We start from the raw sequence: 16,295 nt of genomic DNA on the forward strand, positions 1-16,295 counted from the left end.
TTCAGCCGGTAAAATACTACCTTCTTCGCTCATAAACCCACGAAATTGATGTGCTGATAAAGACTGAATAGCATATAAGAAGACAAAAGACTGTGATCAAATTAAGCATACTGTGAGAAATGAAAGAAAAAAGCAGCCAAAAGAGAACTGCTCCAAAGACAATTCCCGTAATGAAAGGCTTTCCTTTCCCAAGCAGTGCATAGTATAATAAAGACAGCACGATGGAAATTAATATGATGAAGCAAAAAGCGATGATGTTCTGAATGACGGCCGATTGATGCAAAAATAAAACAGGTGAAGCCGGGTCCAGTCTGGAAAATCGGAAAGTATAGGCCAGCCAGCTGAATATAAAGAGCAGGGTGCCTGCCGCGATGCCAGTTTGAATAATTTTCCCCTTAAAATTATCTGAATGTTTAGAATTATTTTGACTACTCATTCTTTTTCCCCCCATCTGATAAGTCTCACTTTTATTTTTGCCGCTTTATCGCTAAAATATGATTACTACCTGTCTTGATTTGCCAAGATGAATGAAAGAGGGAACGATTGAATGAGTAATGATAAGCCGGTTTACGGAGGTCAGGCCGTTGTCGAAGGCGTGATGTTCGGCGGCAAAAAGCATACGGTAACAGCGATCCGGCGCAACGATGGATCTATTGAATACTTTCACTTGCCCCGCGCGGTCCGCCCTGCACTCCAAACCATTAAAAAAATTCCGTTTTTACGTGGTATTGTAGCGATTTTAGATGCAGCCGCAACTGGATCGAAACATTTAAACTTTGCCAACGACCGGTACGATGTTAAGCCGGGTGAAGAGGCAGACGAGATCGCTGAGGAACCGTCTAAATTAACATTGCTGTTAGGCGTTGCCCTTGTCGGCATACTGTCGTTTTTATTCGGAAAATTTGTCTTTACACTTGTACCGGTGTTTTTGGCCGAATTGACACGTCCTGTTTTCTCCGGTGACTTTGCCCAAATTTTAGTCGAAGGGGCCTTTAAGCTTTTACTGCTGCTCGTCTATGTATACTTCATATCGATGACACCCATTATTAAACGGGTATTCCAATATCACGGTGCCGAGCATAAAGTAATTAATGCCTACGAAAACGGTCTGCCGTTAACGGTTGAGAACGTACAAAAATCATCGCGTCTACATTATCGCTGCGGATCCAGTTTTATTTTATTTACCGTTATTGTCGGAATGTTTGTCTATATGCTTGTCCCGACTGAACCGCTCTATGTCCGCGTCTTAAACCGTATTGCCCTTATTCCGGTTGTTCTCGGTATTTCATTTGAAGTACTGCAGCTGACGAATAAAGTGCGGGATATTCCCGTTTTGAAATTCCTCGGCTATCCCGGGCTCTGGCTGCAGCTGCTGACAACAAAAGAGCCGTCTGATGATCAAGCGGAAGTCGCCATTGCTTCATTCGAGAAATTAATTTCCATCGAAAAAAGTGCTGAAAAAGGGTTAAAATCAGACGAAATTGTCTAATATGTAAGTAACACTATTTCCGGGAGGTGGCTTTAATGAATGCTCGTACTGTCTTAACGTCCGTTATTGTCGCGCTTGCTGCCATTGGTCTCGTGTCTATGATGATCACCTCTCCCGGGCAGCTTATGCGGCAGCTGATATTCGCTGTTGTTTCTGTCGCCATTGTGATCTTATTGTTCCGTTTGATCATGAGAAAGCGCATGGGCAGCAGCAATGAAGACCGTGCCTATTCAAAAGCTGTCAAGCAGTCGAAAAAGCGGCACCGTTCGAAAACAAAATATTCACCTGTCCGCGCTTCTTCTTTCTCAACCAAATCGAAAAAGAAGCAAGCCCGGCGCAAGAAAGCCTCACACTTAACCGTGATTCAAGGTAACAAAGGTAAACGAGGTACGCGCGCTTCCTCCGAATGATTCCGCCAGAAATGCTGGCGGTTTTTTTATTTCTCATTTTGGTCACGGAAAGAGCCGCCTCCTTGACAGGGGCGGCTCTTTCCATTTTATATTTTTATAATCCACATTTTAGCTGTGCACCGCAGTTTGTGCATGTGTTACAGCCGCCCAGTTCTTCTACTGTACCTTTACGGCAGACCGGGCAAGTGTTGCCGACTTCGCTGCCGATTGTCACATCTGTTGAACGAAGGTCTTGAATCGTATCAACAAGAACAACATGGTTTTCAAATTCTTTTGTGGTTGTTTTTTCTTCTTCATCCCAGCTATTTTCTTCTGCTTTCAGCGTCAGAACCTGAGAATCACGGCTTCCATCGACATAGACAGTACCGCCTTTGGCGCCGCCTTTATATAGACGCTCGTAAACATCTTGTACTTGTTCAACTGTATAGCCGCGCGGTGCATTAACCGTTTTTGAAATCGAGCTGTCAATCCAGCGCTGGATCACACATTGAACATCCGCATGCGCTTCCGGTGCAAGACCCATTGCCGTCACAAAGTAGTCTGGAAGCTGATCCGGGTCTGCTTCAGGATTGCGCGCCAGATAATCCGTTACGATATCGGCTTTCACCTCGATAAATTTACCAAGGCGGCCGCTGCGATAGTATGTGAATGAAAAGTATGGTTCAAGACCTGTTGATACGCCCACCATCGTACCGGTACTTCCTGTAGGAGCAACCGTCAATAAATGAGAATTGCGAATACCATTTTCAACGATCGCCTGGCGTACATGCTCTGGCATTTTTTTCATGTAGCCTGTGTTGATAAATGCATCGCGCAGACGATTTGTTTCTTCAAGCGTTTCCCCTTCAAGGAATGGGAAACTGCCTTTTTCTTTCGCAAGCTCAACAGACGTCTCATACGCTGTTACAGCTATCGCTTCAAATACTTGATCGACAAGCTCATTTCCTTCCGGTGAACCATACTCTTTTTCACAGTAAATGAGCAAGTCCGCAAGTCCCATCACGCCGAGGCCGACACGTCGTTCGCCAAGGGCCTGCTTCCGGTTTTCTTCAAGGAAATAAGGTGTCGCATCGATGACGTTATCCTGCATGCGGACACCGGTACGAACCGTTTCCTTCAGTTTATCAAAATTTACGGTTTTTGAATCTTTATCCGCCATTTCAGCAAGATTTACCGCCGCCAGGTTGCAGACGGAGAATGGCGCAAGCGGCTGTTCCAGTTTTATGTTATCCTAAAGGCTTTTTATCCTTTAGTTCTTACAGTTCATATTCCTGTAAGCTCAGCATATATTTTCATTACAAACACTTTTCATAAATATAAGCAATTCTTTTCTTCCACGATCTTGACCAAATACGGCTTTAGATATAACTCTGAAATCTTTAACACCATATTTTGCGAAAATTTCATCTGTCATCGGAGTAATAGTTGATTTTATTTTGTTAAGACGCGTATTCAAAACGATTTCTTTATTATTTTTTGACCAATGTTATACATATTTTCAATCGTTTTTAAACAATGCTGCGCGTCTTTTTTTGCTTGTGAATCTCGTGATTTGATTTCCACAATTTTTTCAACATTACCGTATTGATCATAAAAGAAAAAATCCGGCTTATATTTTTTGAACCCAATATCATATATTTTATCTTCATAACTCCAAGGAATCGAATGATGATCCAAGTATACAGCATACGCGTATTCATAAGAACTTCTTAAATAAAAATCCTTATAAAAACCCGCGTATCCCCTGTTCATTGACAATCACCCTTCCTTTCAGAGCTAATCCATTGATATAAGGCGAAAAAAGTTATTGTAATGTTGCGGCCTCGTGGGAGAATTATATTCTGCCTCTGGCAGGTTCATCTCCTATGCGTTGCCCCTGACTGAATTTTTACATTCAGCCTTCGGTTCGGATTAGCTTCTCAGCCTTCCCGCTTTATTCCGCAATGTTTTACGTGAGGCAAACTATTCACCACACGGGTTTGTCGCGACAACTTGCTGTCCGTATGCTTTGGCATTGGTCATATCGTTCGCGTTGTCGATAAAGAAAATGCCTGGTTCTGCGGAATATGTCGCGCAGACATTGATCAAATTCCATAGTTCGCGCGCTTTAATTTTCCGATACGTGCGAATTTCATGGCCTTCTTTTTCCCATTCGCGGACGTCACCGACTTTATGCCAGTTTTCGTTATAGTACGCCATTTCTTCTTTTGTATATTTTTCAACGGCCGGGAAACGGAGTTCATACTCCTGATCGTTTTCAACAGCTTCCATGAACTCTTTCGTCAGGCAGATCGAAATGTTTGCACCCGTTAAAAATTCAGGGTTGTGTACGCTGTATGTGCCGCCTGTGCGAAGTTTTTCTTCTGCTTCTTTAAAGATTTCCGGGCTGAATCCGCCGTAGCCGGGAATGTTTTTGTAGTTGACAACACCCTGGTACATTTGCTCTTCGCGTTCTGTGAGCGGCTTAAATTTCAGCTTGTCTTTCGCCGCTTTTTTAATCTGCTCATCTTCTGTGTTTTCAAGCAAGTAACGCAAAATACGCGGATTTTGCATTTTCGAAATAATAAATTCAACAATGTCCGGGTGCCAGTCTGCGAGCATAATCATTTGAGCTCCGCGTCTGGATCCGCCCTGTTCGACAAGATGTGTCAATTTCGCAATATCATCCAACCATGAAACGGAGCCGGATGATTTGCCGTTGACACCTTTTGCAAGTGTATTGCGCGGACGAAGGGTTGAACCATTCGTACCGACACCGCCGCCGCGGCTCATGATTTCCATCACCTGTTTACGGTGTTCTGAGATTCCTTCGCGTGAGTCCGCTACAAACGGCATGACGTAGCAGTTGAAATATGTAACGTCTGTATCGGCGCCCGCTCCATATAAAACACGTCCTGCCGGAATAAAATTCAAGTTCACGAGTTCATTGTAAAACTTATCAAACCACTCTTTTCGCTTTTCTTCTGTTTTTTCTACAGAGGCAAGACCTGTCGCGTTCCGTTTTGCAATTTGCTCGTAGAACACTTCAAGCGGCTTTTCAATAACATCAAGCCCCCGGTGAATGATGCCCGTTTCCGCTTCTTGCGGATCATCAATCGCGCTTCTGTACTCTTCATCAATTAAAATCGATGCTTTTTTCGCTTCACGGTCGATGGCTGTAATAAAGCCAGTTCCGCGTGCAGGAAATTTCGGATCTTCCTTAATCGTCAACACAACAAAATCGCCTTCAGATAATGTAATCTTTTCCGTGTCTTTAAATGAATAACGGTCAATCATGACGAGACGGGAAACGCCTTTGTGTGTAATCTTCATTTCGGGTGTAACAGGGTGAACCTGAGGAAAAATGCTGATGTCCTTGTTTAATCTGTCGACATTTAGCGACATTTGTTTCGTGGACGTAGCAGACATGCAAACAACTCCTTTAGTATTCTGTTGTCTAGTAGAAAAAACGAAAACAAACACAATATATTGTGTTTGTTTTCTGTTTTATACTCTATATATTGAGTGAGAAAGATCTATTTGTCAAGCAGGCCGATTTCTGCAAAAAGCCGCAAACGGGCACGATTCCTGTCTAAAATACGCAAAAAAAAATTTTTCTGTCCGTAAAAAATTCCCGGCCTCAGCCGGGAATACTTATCTCCGGAAATTCCATTCGCGATTTTCATACCGCTCTTTTTGAATCATATCAATCTGCTGAATCTGTTCTTCTGTCAAAGTAAGCGGCTCAAGATCGATATGAAGCCCCTGCTCAAATCCTTTTTTAAACGCTGTACGTGCTTCATCAAGCGTTACACGTTCAGATCTTAACGCATTAATGGCAACGGCCTTCTCTTTAAACGCCCGCTGTATACGTTCTTTTACCCGCTCATTTGAATAATGAAACAGGCTGAACAGCTTGTCTTCATCGATGTCCAGCAAGATGGAGCCATGCTGCAAAATAACCCCTTTTTGTCTTGTCTGCGCACTGCCGGCCACTTTACGGCCTTCAACGACAAGCTCATACCAGCTCGGTGCATCAAAGCAGACGCTTGAGCGGGGGTTTTTCAAACTGGCTTTTTCTTCTTCTGTTCTCGGAACCGCAAATTCAGCCTCAAGACCGAGCGCCCGAAACCCTTGCAGGACACCTTCCGAAATCACTCGATAGGCTTCTGTCACGCCGGCCGGCATTTCAGGATGCTCTTCACTGACGATGACACTGTACGTAAGTTCATGTTCATGAAGTACCCCTCTGCCGCCGGTCGGACGGCGCACAAAGCCAAGATTATGTCTGCGGAGCGCGTCAAAATCGACTTCTTTTTCTGCTTTTTGAAAATAACCGATCGATAGCGCAGCCGGCTCCCAGCCATAAAAACGGACGACAGGCGGGATTTCACCTTTGCTGTGCCAGTCAAGCAGCGCTTCATCCACAGCCATATTGTAAGCCGCACTATGGTTTCCTGTATCGAGAAAAGCCCATGTTTCTTTCGTCATGAATAACGCCTTCTTTTCGTTGTAAATTCCCTAATACAGTCTAACAAATTGAACGTAAAAATCAAAGCCGCGAACACTGCTTTTTTACAGAGAATTTTCTTTCCATCTGATGGCCGTATAGATATAATAAAAGAAGCAGTTTATTCGAAAGGGGAACATGACGTTGCTTTATTCTATCGCCGCAGTACTCGGAGCGATTATTTTGTACGCTCTCTTTATGTATTTCTCTCAAAAACGTGCGGTTAAGCCGCTCAGTCAGGAAGAATTTGTACAAGGATACCGGAAAGCACAGCTCATTGATGTGCGTGAACCGAATGAATATAATGGCGGCCACATTCTTGGCGCACGCAATATTCCTGTTACACAACTGAAGCAGCGAATGACGGAAATCCGACCCGATAAACCCGTTTACTTGTATTGCCAAAGCGGACTTCGCAGCGGCCGCGCAGCGCAGATGCTCTACAAAAAAGGCTACCGCGATATTTACCATCTGCAGGGCGGATTCAAAAAATGGACAGGCAAAATTAAAACGAAATAATCGTAAAAGCAGCCCTGAAATTTTTCAGCGCTGCTTTTTATTTTGGAAGCGCAGCTTCTGCCTCATTACCACTCCTGAAATGGCCGTATTCAAAAGAACGCTGCTTGCTGAATCATTTATTATTCATATAATCTGCTTATTCGGGCATACTGATCCCATCATTTTCATTCATCGTAACAACATTTATCTAGTTCGGCAACTAGATTGGAAAGAAGGTTTGTCAATTTGAAACCGCAGATTACATTTGATCATTCATGGGAACAGCAGCTTCCTGATTGGCTTCGTTCTTCTCACACAGTCAGCAGCTGGCCGCTCTTCAAGTTAGCCATCGAAACGAAATTGCGGATCATTCCGGATGAATTTCATGGATTATTGACACCGTCATTGCTTACTTCTATCGATTTTCTTCCCCATCAGACAGCGGCAGCCCGCACGGTAATGGAAGAAATGAACGGAACCGCTATTTTAGCAGATGAAGTCGGTCTCGGGAAAACAATTGAAGCAGGGCTGATATTAAAAGAGTACATGCTGCGCGGCCTCGTATCACGGGCACTTATTTTAACACCGGCCTCACTTGTCAACCAGTGGGCAAAAGAACTCCGGGAGAAATGTCAAATTTACGCACTTGTACAAAAAAAGAAACCGGACTGGACATGGAACGGCGTACAAATTGCTTCCATCGATTCCGCCAAACAGGCAAAAAATGCGGAGGCGATGGAAGGGATGATATTTGACATGGTCATTATCGATGAAGCGCACCGGTTAAAAAATCCCGCTACATTAAATTATCAATTTGTCCGCCGCTTAAATAAAACTTACTGCCTGTTGTTAACCGCGACACCCGTTCAAAATAATGTCGATGAACTATTTCATCTTGTTTCTTTATTAAAACCCGGCCATTTTGGCAGCAGCGACTCATTTAACAGCCGCTTTAAAAATGGGAAACGTTCCATTCACGACCAGGATTCATTTAAAGCATTACTGCAAAAAGTGATGATCCGCAACAGGCGGGATGAAACGGATCAAAGTCCTGTCAAACGTTTCGTGGAAACGATCCGGATTACACAGACAAAAGAAGAAAAAGCGTTTTATGAAGCACTCATCCAGTTAAAAGACGCTGTTCCAAATGCCATGACGCTGTTAACATTGCAACGGGAAGCGTGCAGCAGTAAATATGCGGCACTCAGCACCATTCAAAAGCTGCCCGGGCAGGAGCGGGAAGAAATCACGAGGCTTGCAGAAGCTATTACTGCGAACTCTAAGGCAGAAGAAACGCTTTCCATTATCAAAAATCATCCAGAAAAAACCATTATCTTTACACAGTATCGAGCCACACAGCGATATCTTGAAAGCTATTTCCGAGAACACGGATTAATGGCAGTTTCATTTCAAGGGAATTTCAAAAAAGGGAAAAAAGATTGGATGGTGGAGCTCTTCAAAGGACCTGCGAACGTTTTGATAGCGACAGAAGCGGGCAGTGAAGGTCTTAATCTGCAATTTTGCCGGCGTCTCATTAACTTTGACCTGCCCTGGAATCCAATGAAGCTGGAACAGCGGATCGGCCGGATTCATCGGTTCGGACAGGAACAGGATGTCCACATTTACCATTTGGCGTACGAACAGACTGTTGAGGATCGGATGCTTACACTGCTTCATGAAAAAATTCATTTATTTCAATCCGCAATCGGGAAGCTGGATGATATTCTGGATCAAAATTGGATTGAAGAGCATTTGCATGATGCCTTTCACCATTCAAAAAGCATTCGTGAATGGGAAATTAAAGTTCATAATCTTGCTGCCGCACTGGAGTGATGTAATGTGATGTCTTTTCTTGAACAATTTTTCAGCGCCTGCAACTGCCGGATCATTGCCCGGGATGACCATTCCATTAAAGTTGAATTAACGGAAGAAGCCGACCGCGCCTTTATGAACCGTCCTTTTTACTGGCACTATAAAGATCAGCTGAATGAAAAAGGGGCGCCGATGACTGTCACTTTCTATGTTAAACACACTGGTCAGCCGCTGCGTGCTCAGGAAGAATACATCAGTTTTGGGTCTCCCCGCTTTCATCAGCTGCTCGACTATGCGAAAAAAAAATCGTCATTTGTCCGTCTATATGAACAATGCCAATCGATACAGCCGGTAAAAATGGAGCCATGGCTGTTCGTTCATTTTTTAGTTTCTTATGAAGCAAACGGAAAGAAGGAACGAATGGAATCGATAGCCATCCATTTAATAAGCGGCAAGGTTCATCATGACTTTTTATCGAAAATTTCCACGATCCCTTTTGATCAGACGATTCCTTCTTTGCATTATGTGCTGTCGCCCTTTATTACACCTGTAAGCGGCCTGAAACGACTACGGAAGCTTTTAGAAAACGAACTTGATCAAGAAGATCATGAATGGGCAAAAGAAGCAAAAAAGAAACAGGAAAAGGAACTTTCGCTGCTCCATGCCTTTTACAATGGCAATGAAGAAGATCATGAACTTTACAACAAAGAGAAAGAAGCGATCATGAGGCGGTTTGAGCCGGTCATTCATGTTTCTGTTTTAAATGGCGGTCTTTTTTATTTATCACATGAACGGTATCACTCATTCTAGTTATGCTCTGTCCTTTTCATAATTCGGTTTTGTGCTGTATTTAAAAAGAATGTTGAATAAAACAGACGTTCCTCTCTCATTGTCGTAATACGGATTTTTCGCTCTGTTTCTGAACGATCCGTTATTTGAATCGTGGTAGTCCCTTTATTTGTCTCTATTGAAAAATCAGAGGCTTCCGGATGTTGCAGCACATCCCGAATTGCCATTAGTTCCACTACTCTTATCTCATAATACTCTGTTAATTGATCCGACGTTTTCATTTTGGTAACTGCCGCATCTGCCGCTGTAATGGCAGCCGAACTTATTAAAAAAAGCAGCAGAAGCACATGCGGATAAATCATGCCCTGCTCGTCATGACGGAGTCTCCCGGTTAAATGGATAAAACGAGGCTCCTTCCTCTTCGCCGTTCTGAAAAGTAACATGAATATACACTTTCCCTCCTTCCAAGGAAAAAGCCGACGTTTTAACATGCTGAAGCATGACTTCATGACCTTGTCCATTTATTTGACGACGCAGCTTATCCTGATACTGGCTGATGGAAATTTTGGCGTCTTCTTCACCGTAATACAACGCCCCTCCAGAAATATACCAGTTTTTTGACATGTGCAGTTCATTACGAAGCTGTATAATGAAAATTTCCCATTCTATATTTTTTTCCGCTTTACTTGTTGCAATGGCGCGATAGCCTGCATCGTATAAAAGAGGAAAAGACGCGGCACACGCCAAAAAAATAGTCAGCGCAATCAGTGCCTCCACGAGCGTAAATCCATTACTGTTCCGAAACACACGTTGTTTTACCGGCTGCAGATACACAGGCCTGATCTTTTCCATTCTCTGTTTTCCAAAAGATTCGTCCTGAAAAATTCGGCTGATCCACTTCATGCGAAAATGCAGCCGGTTCATAAATCCGCCATTCTGCCTCTTCATATAATCTTCTCATTCCTTCCTGCTGTTCCCACCTGCTTGATGTTTCAGCAGCCATTTTGAAACAAAGCGGCAGGATAACCGTTGCAGCGATTAACAATGCAGACAGTGCCAGAATACTTTCCGATAGCGTAAACCCATCTTCATTCTTCCAAAAAATAAAAGCGCCCCCTCCCAATTAAAAAAATCAGCTTCGTCCTCTTTTCCTTTGATTTAAAATAAACGGTGCCAAACCGGTTGGTCATGCCTGATTTTTGAAATATAATATCCGGCATACTTCCGTTTACAGAAATAAAATGAGCAGGAATATCACGCTCCACTAACATTTTCCGATCAGATTCATAGGTCGCGATCCTGTATTTATGCTGCCCTGACTGATAAAAAGAAACGATGACACCTACATTGTTTACAATCGCAAAAGCCTGTGCCTCAAACAAGTCCCGCTCCAATTGATTAAAAAACTGCTCATCGTTTACCTTATCTGTTATGTTTAACAGCGGGATAAGGACAGCCGCAAAGCAAACCATGAAAACCGTTAAAACAAGCATCATTTCAACCAGCGTGAAGCCGCTTTCTTTATGCGCCACTTACCTGAACTTCTCCTTCGGCATCAATCGTCAGCGCCGCGCCGTCCGGACACGTGGTTTCATCTTGGCGTAAATAGCCGTCTGTTACCATTGTCTCAATTGAATCCGGGTATTTTTTGTTATCAATGCGATATGCCTGCACCTGTCCCTGCACCATATGCTGGAATGCTTTGCAGCCTTTTGCGTTAATGTTTTTGTTTTGTTTTGCGACGTTCGGAATTGCAATAAACAAAAGGACTGTAATAACCAGGAGTACAATCATCATTTCAACCAGTGTAAACCCGGTCTCGTTTTGCAGTTGTTTCTTCATTATAGACTCCCCCTTTTTATACTGAGCCGATCATCTCAAACATTGGAAGCATCACCGACAAATAGACGGCCATGACGACAGTGCCGATAAACAAAAAGACAGCCGGCTGAATAAAACCGGTCAACCTTTTCATTTTCTCTTCGACAAGTCCATCGCAAAATTCGGCATAAATAAGCAGTTCTTCTCCCATTCGGCCATTGGCGGCCCCATGAGCGGTTAATGCGGACAACTTTTTATCAAACCATGGAATATGTTTAATGGCTTCTTGAAGTGATTCACCGTTCATTAAACGCTCATCAATCATTGTGGATACGGCCTTCAAAATTGGATAAATAGTCTGGCGCTCAAAGACATCAAGGATTTCATTTACTGCAAATCCGCTGTTTAAAAGCTGTGCCGTTTCACGTGCAAAAAGCCTTGTAAAGTAAAGCTGAAAAAAGGTCCGGACGTAAGGAATTCTGGACAGCCTATCCGCCCGTTTTTTTGGCGGCAGCATGCGGTACCTTGTATACATTAATAGAGAAAGCCCAATTGTACCCGGAAGCAAGAGAAGTGTGATCGGCGGAGCCCATTGCAGAAAAAAAAGCAGGAGTGAAATTAGTCCTTCTGGCTTGTATCCCATTGATGCATGCAAATCATGAAATTGCGGGAGCACAAACGTATTCAAAACGGCCAGAAGCAGCACTAATAACAACAAGAGAAAGAGCGGGTAATGAAGCAATTTCATCAATTTTTCTTTTGACTGTTCAGATTTTTTCCACTGTGAACCTGCATGCATAAGCGCCTCTTGAACATTTCCATGTTTTTCAGCGAAATATACTTGAAGACAAATGAGTGATGGTACATGAAGAATTGGCAGAATTTCATGAAGAGGTGATCCAGCCTGGAGATTTTGCCTAATATAGTCCATCTGCTTCCGGCTTAATCCCGGTATGTTCAACATTAAAAAATCAATTGAATCCCTGATTGTAAAACCTTTGTTCATCATTTCACCGAGCCGGCAAATAAAATCAGCACTATTTTTCGCTGACATCCGCTTTGTCAATAACCCAGCGAGCCCACTCCTCTTGAGCGAGGTATCCATAGGCAATCCCCTTTCCAATTTCATCTTTCAGCTGCTTATACAAGATGCAGCGGTCCCCGGTCTTCACCTCCTTTAAAAGCGATTCCAGCGTCCATCCGGATAATAATTCACACACGATGGCTTGACGAATGACTTTTTCACATTCTAGCCTGCATGAATCACCACACGCCGGACAGCGAATTCGGACGAGCCTTTGGGCCGTAATACCCACAATCGTTTGGCTGATTTCATGATGGGTTATACCAAATTCCAACAGACGCCCTATCACCCCATACGTATCACGGGCATGTATCGTCGACAGCACCAGGTGACCGGTAAGCGCGGTACGTACAGCTACACGAGCCGTTTCTTCATCTCTTATTTCGCCGACCATAATCACATCGGGGTCATGCCTTAAAATGGCCTTCAAGCCAGTCGCATAAGTTATACCGGCTTTTTCATTTACTTGTATTTGTAATAAGGAATCATGTTGTTTTTCAACGGGATCTTCGAGGGTGATGACATTTTTGTTAAGTATGCCAGCACAGTACTGAATCATGGAATAAAGCGTGGTGGATTTGCCGCTTCCAGTCGGTCCGCTGAGCAGTACAAGGCCGGTTGAATGGTTCAATAATGAGGTTAGTTTTTTGGCTGTACCAGGGAAAAGAGTTAAATCCGAAAGAGGCGGAACCTGTTCTTGCGGAAGAATCCGGATGACTAAACTTTCTTTGTGGGGAACAGCGGGAAGCGTTGAGATGCGCAGAGAAATTGGAATACCCTTAATCATTTGTTTATACGACCCGCTTTGCGGTTTTCGCTTTTCACCGATATCCAATGAGGCGGTAAACTTTAAATATGAGATCATCCGCTCGCCTTCACGGATTGATAGGGAATCCGTACCGGTCAACATGCCGCCTGTCCGAATTCGCATCAAGTAGCCGTTTAATTTCGGCGTTAAATGAATATCGGTCGCCTGCATTTGAACCGCAGTCGTTAAAACATGTTCCACTTTTTGTTCAATTTTCAAAATATCACCTTCCTTCTTTTTTATACCATACAACATTTATCAGAAAATTTCATCACTTTTTCGACGAAATTTACAAATTCTTAACAAAAAAACCTTTAAAGCAAACTGCTTTAAAGGTGGGAAGCGCGATTAATGACCGCCGCTTCCAGGAGTCATCATGAATGTTGACCAGTATGTAAAACCTGCAAAAGCGACAGTCAAGTACGCTCCAAAAACGTAGATGTACATGCGTTCAGAAAGACGTAAATAACCTAATAACAAGAAAAATCCAGTTTGACCAAGGAAAAGCAATGCGGTTTTGTCCATGTGCCCGAGATAAAACATCAATGCGAAGATCCCGGTCCAGAATGCTATTACGCGAAACATGCGATCCATTAAATATCCCTCCTTTATTCGTACACTCCATCAATAACATATTATAAAGGAATCAGTGTGGAATTGTAAATGTTTCTTTCAGTCAGTTTGTGACGATTGCGTGATACGTGCAATCATGGCAGCCTTCTAACATGGACGTTTGTTGGTTCAGTTCCGTCCCATCAAAAAGTGCTTGAAACGTTCCATTTAAAAACGCAGTATGTATACCGCATGTCAAATCTGTTTTATCATGAAGCATCTCTTTAAATGGACAATTATAAATGACAAATTGCACGTCCAATCCATCTTTTGTATGCACCATTTTCGGCATGTAACCAACTTGGGCAGCTATTGACTGCAACAGCAAAAACTTCTCCTCATCCGTTAAAGCAGAAATGGATTTTCCAGCTTCAGCCTCCGCAGCATGACGTCCAGCCTTCATGGCTGCTACCTGGGCCATATTCACCCCTTCTTCACCAAGCATTTGTACCGTTTCCACTAAAATATCGGCTAGAAGCTGATAATCACGGCGGGGAAAAGAGAGCTGCACCGCCTTTTCTGCTGGCTTATATACCCTTCCTGGCCTGCCGCCTTTACCTGTTTTATATAAGTGAGAATAAATTAATTTTACATCCTCTAACTTTGTTAAATGAAAGCGGGCCACATTTGGATGAATGCCAAATTCATTCGCTACATCCTGAACCGTAACGTCATTATGTTCTTTTAAAACATATTCGTAAATGGAATATCGCGTTGCATCGGCCAGCGTTCCGGTTACTTTCAATATTGTGTTCATTATAACACTCCAATCTTGTTTTTATTTATTATAAACAACTATCCCATGGTAGAAAATGATAATCATTATACTTTTTACGCATCTCGAAAAAAAGCGCAATTTTCAAAAAATCTTATATATACAAAAGTTATACAATCAGCGTACAATAATTAAAAGTACATGAAAGGGGAATAACTGATGTCGATCGTCACATTTTTTACGTATCCAAGCTGTACTTCATGCCGCAAAACGAAAAAGTGGCTTAGTACCCATTCAGTTAAGGTACAAGAACGGCATCTTTTTCGTGAGACACCCACCAGAAGCGAATTATTTACGCTTTTATCCATGACTTCAGAGGGGGTGGATGAACTCCTCGCCACCCGCAGCAGCACGTTTAAATCTTTAAATATTGACATTGATGACATGCCGCTCTCACATGTTGTTGACTTATTAATCAACGAGCCGAAATTATTGCGCCGGCCGATTTTAACAGATGGCAAAACGCTTGTCGTCGGCTATAATCCTGAGAAATTAAGAAGCTTAACAAACAAAAAACAGATCATGAAATTTACGGGCTGAGCGGCTGACAGCCCCCTCCTTATGACATTAACACTATTGACATAGTACTTTACTTGTATTAGAATTTTAAACAATAGCTTAAGCTTTACCCCTCCCATTACGAGGAGAAAAAACATCCCCCAAAAAAGAGAGTACCGCAAATCGGCACTCTCTTTTTATGTTTCTTAAAAACCATTTAAAAATGGATTGCTGTCCATCTCGCTTGCGATCGATGTGGCAGGTCCGTGTCCAGGCAGAACAATGGTTTCTTCAGGAAGTGCCAGAAATTTGTGATGAATGCTGTCAAGCAGCAGCTGATGATCGCCTCCCGGAAGATCAGTCCGCCCGATGCTGCCCATAAAAAGCGTATCTCCAGCGAATAAAGCGCCGCCCTCTTCAAAAAAATACGATAAACTTCCAGGTGAATGACCTGGTGTATGAAACAATTTAAATTGAAATGGACCGATCTCCAGCTCTTCTTCTGTTTCCACGATAAAATCGGCAGGAGCGGCCGTAATGGCTCCCATACCAAATCGGTTCGAGCCGTTTAATTCCGGATTTTCAAGCCACTGCTCTTCCGCTTTATGAATATAAACAGGAATATGAAACGTCTGCCTGATGTGTTCAACGGCTCCGATATGGTCAAAATGGGCATGTGTCAACAGAATAGCGAGCGGCTTTAAACTGTTTTGATTCAGCCATTCCGCAAGCTTTTCCCCTTCTGATCCAGGATCAAAAATAACGCATTCTTTGCCATGTGAAAGCACGTAGCAGTTTGTCGCAAGCGGACCAAGCGGCAGCTGTGTCCAATCCATATAATCTCCACCTTTCCTTTTCTGTACTCACCCATCTTAACAGGTAATCTTGTCTGATAAAAGAACAATCCGTTTTCACTCTCGACAAATATGATGAAACACTATACAATATTGGTGTATGTACTGATTTTACATAGTTTTTTCTTTTAATGATCTGATATAGAAAGGGGTTTGATGAAATGAACGGTTTAACGATTATTTTCGCTTTAGTTGCGATTCTTGCTGTATTCAGTACGATCAGCGCCTTGAAAAACAAAAACCCGCTTGGTATTTTCTTTGGTCTTGGCACTGCCGGCGTGATCGGCTGGTTCACAATCATGACGATTATTCACCACGGTTATCCAGCAGCCCACTAAAAAAACAGGCACCCAATT

20 protein-coding genes and 2 pseudogenes are annotated in these 16,295 nt (G+C 43.0%); 7 read left to right on the forward strand and 15 right to left on the reverse strand.

The genetic code is table 11. The annotated features are described in order from the left end of the window. Positions 1–16: 16 nt before the first annotated feature. Complete coding sequence (locus BTO30_RS17970) at positions 17–451, reverse strand: YqhR family membrane protein (protein ID WP_083632303.1); 435 nt, start codon at positions 449–451, stop codon at positions 17–19. Between the two features lie 96 nt (positions 452–547). Here BTO30_RS17970 and BTO30_RS05055 point away from each other — a divergent pair, with 96 nt between their 5' ends. Together BTO30_RS05055 and BTO30_RS05060 are read left to right on the forward strand one after the other, a co-directional pair. Then, positions 548–1,489 (forward strand): DUF1385 domain-containing protein, encoded by a 942-nt coding sequence (locus BTO30_RS05055; RefSeq protein ID WP_075397629.1) that lies wholly within the window; start codon positions 548–550, stop codon positions 1,487–1,489. Between the two features lie 35 nt (positions 1,490–1,524). After that, positions 1,525–1,899: an SA1362 family protein gene (locus BTO30_RS05060; protein ID WP_075397630.1), complete on the forward strand. Its 375-nt coding sequence runs from the start codon at positions 1,525–1,527 to the stop codon at positions 1,897–1,899. Positions 1,900–1,993: 94 nt separating this feature from the next. On the opposite strand, the pseudogene BTO30_RS05065 reads toward BTO30_RS05060, so the two are convergent. The 4 genes and pseudogenes from BTO30_RS05065 to BTO30_RS05080 form a co-directional block, all read right to left on the reverse strand. Continuing rightward, a pseudogene (locus tag BTO30_RS05065) lies at positions 1,994–3,115 on the reverse strand (ribonucleoside-diphosphate reductase); the annotation flags it as partial. Positions 3,116–3,351: 236 nt separating this feature from the next. After that, complete coding sequence (locus tag BTO30_RS17600; protein WP_075397632.1) at positions 3,352–3,651, reverse strand: hypothetical protein; 300 nt, start codon at positions 3,649–3,651, stop codon at positions 3,352–3,354. A gap of 213 nt (positions 3,652–3,864) precedes the next feature. Continuing rightward, positions 3,865–5,307: pseudogene (locus BTO30_RS05075) on the reverse strand (vitamin B12-dependent ribonucleotide reductase); the annotation flags it as partial. A 225-nt stretch (positions 5,308–5,532) separates the two neighbouring features. Beyond that, complete coding sequence (locus tag BTO30_RS05080; RefSeq protein WP_075397634.1) at positions 5,533–6,369, reverse strand: lipoate--protein ligase family protein; 837 nt, start codon at positions 6,367–6,369, stop codon at positions 5,533–5,535. Positions 6,370–6,526: 157 nt separating this feature from the next. Here BTO30_RS05080 and BTO30_RS05085 point away from each other — a divergent pair, with 157 nt between their 5' ends. The 3 genes from BTO30_RS05085 to BTO30_RS05095 all read left to right on the forward strand — a co-directional run bounded on the left by BTO30_RS05085 (position 6,527) and on the right by BTO30_RS05095 (position 9,508). Then, entirely contained in the window at positions 6,527–6,907 is a 381-nt protein-coding gene (locus tag BTO30_RS05085; RefSeq protein WP_075397635.1) for a rhodanese-like domain-containing protein, read from the forward strand. 225 nt (positions 6,908–7,132) lie between these two features. Continuing rightward, positions 7,133–8,719 (forward strand): DEAD/DEAH box helicase, encoded by a 1,587-nt coding sequence (locus BTO30_RS05090; protein ID WP_075397636.1) that lies wholly within the window; start codon positions 7,133–7,135, stop codon positions 8,717–8,719. Positions 8,720–8,728: 9 nt separating this feature from the next. Next, the gene (locus tag BTO30_RS05095) at positions 8,729–9,508 is read left to right on the forward strand and encodes a YqhG family protein (protein WP_075397813.1); all 780 of its coding nucleotides are present in this window, start codon (positions 8,729–8,731) and stop codon (positions 9,506–9,508) included. Here the strand turns inward: BTO30_RS05095 and BTO30_RS05100 are convergent. The 9 genes from BTO30_RS05100 to BTO30_RS05140 all read right to left on the reverse strand — a co-directional run bounded on the left by BTO30_RS05100 (position 9,505) and on the right by BTO30_RS05140 (position 14,569). Then, on the reverse strand, positions 9,505–9,930 hold the full coding sequence (locus BTO30_RS05100; RefSeq protein WP_143331914.1) for a hypothetical protein: 426 nt from the start codon (positions 9,928–9,930) through the stop codon (positions 9,505–9,507). The genes BTO30_RS05095 and BTO30_RS05100 overlap by 4 nt on opposite strands. Then, entirely contained in the window at positions 9,860–10,264 is a 405-nt protein-coding gene (gene comGF / locus BTO30_RS05105; RefSeq protein ID WP_158023565.1) for a competence type IV pilus minor pilin ComGF, read from the reverse strand. The genes BTO30_RS05100 and comGF overlap by 71 nt, the downstream gene beginning before the upstream one ends. Positions 10,265–10,277: 13 nt before the next feature. Further along, positions 10,278–10,610: a hypothetical protein gene (locus BTO30_RS17195; RefSeq protein ID WP_075397639.1), complete on the reverse strand. Its 333-nt coding sequence runs from the start codon at positions 10,608–10,610 to the stop codon at positions 10,278–10,280. After that, positions 10,576–11,019, reverse strand: a complete 444-nt coding sequence (comGD, locus tag BTO30_RS05115) for a competence type IV pilus minor pilin ComGD (protein ID WP_075397640.1) — start codon at positions 11,017–11,019, stop codon at positions 10,576–10,578. Before comGD ends, BTO30_RS17195 begins: the two co-directional genes overlap by 35 nt. Next, positions 11,009–11,329 carry a competence type IV pilus major pilin ComGC gene (gene comGC / locus BTO30_RS05120; RefSeq protein WP_075397641.1) on the reverse strand — a complete coding sequence of 107 codons (321 nt, stop codon included), beginning with the start codon at positions 11,327–11,329 and terminating at the stop codon, positions 11,009–11,011. Before comGC ends, comGD begins: the two co-directional genes overlap by 11 nt. Before the next feature lie 16 nt (positions 11,330–11,345). After that, positions 11,346–12,374, reverse strand: coding sequence for a competence type IV pilus assembly protein ComGB (gene comGB / locus BTO30_RS05125; RefSeq protein ID WP_158023566.1), 1,029 nt, complete (start codon positions 12,372–12,374; stop codon positions 11,346–11,348). After that, positions 12,346–13,419 (reverse strand): competence type IV pilus ATPase ComGA, encoded by a 1,074-nt coding sequence (gene comGA / locus BTO30_RS05130; protein ID WP_075397643.1) that lies wholly within the window; start codon positions 13,417–13,419, stop codon positions 12,346–12,348. Before comGA ends, comGB begins: the two co-directional genes overlap by 29 nt. Positions 13,420–13,548: 129 nt before the next feature. Beyond that, positions 13,549–13,794: a DUF2626 domain-containing protein gene (locus BTO30_RS05135; RefSeq protein WP_075397644.1), complete on the reverse strand. Its 246-nt coding sequence runs from the start codon at positions 13,792–13,794 to the stop codon at positions 13,549–13,551. 82 nt (positions 13,795–13,876) lie between these two features. Continuing rightward, on the reverse strand, positions 13,877–14,569 hold the full coding sequence (locus BTO30_RS05140) for a helix-turn-helix transcriptional regulator (protein WP_075397645.1): 693 nt from the start codon (positions 14,567–14,569) through the stop codon (positions 13,877–13,879). A 177-nt stretch (positions 14,570–14,746) separates the two neighbouring features. Here BTO30_RS05140 and BTO30_RS05145 point away from each other — a divergent pair, with 177 nt between their 5' ends. Further along, positions 14,747–15,127 (forward strand): Spx/MgsR family RNA polymerase-binding regulatory protein, encoded by a 381-nt coding sequence (locus BTO30_RS05145; protein ID WP_075397646.1) that lies wholly within the window; start codon positions 14,747–14,749, stop codon positions 15,125–15,127. A gap of 164 nt (positions 15,128–15,291) precedes the next feature. Here the strand turns inward: BTO30_RS05145 and BTO30_RS05150 are convergent, their stop codons facing one another. Further along, positions 15,292–15,921, reverse strand: a complete 630-nt coding sequence (locus BTO30_RS05150) for an MBL fold metallo-hydrolase (protein ID WP_075397647.1) — start codon at positions 15,919–15,921, stop codon at positions 15,292–15,294. 179 nt (positions 15,922–16,100) lie between these two features. On the opposite strand from BTO30_RS05150, the gene BTO30_RS05155 reads away from it, so the two are divergent. After that, positions 16,101–16,277, forward strand: a complete 177-nt coding sequence (locus BTO30_RS05155; RefSeq protein WP_075397648.1) for a DUF2759 domain-containing protein — start codon at positions 16,101–16,103, stop codon at positions 16,275–16,277. Positions 16,278–16,295: the final 18 nt, after the last annotated feature.

Origin of the sequence: Domibacillus antri (assembly GCF_001936625.1) — a bacterium.
Taxonomy (GTDB): domain Bacteria; phylum Bacillota; class Bacilli; order Bacillales; family Domibacillaceae; genus Domibacillus; species Domibacillus antri.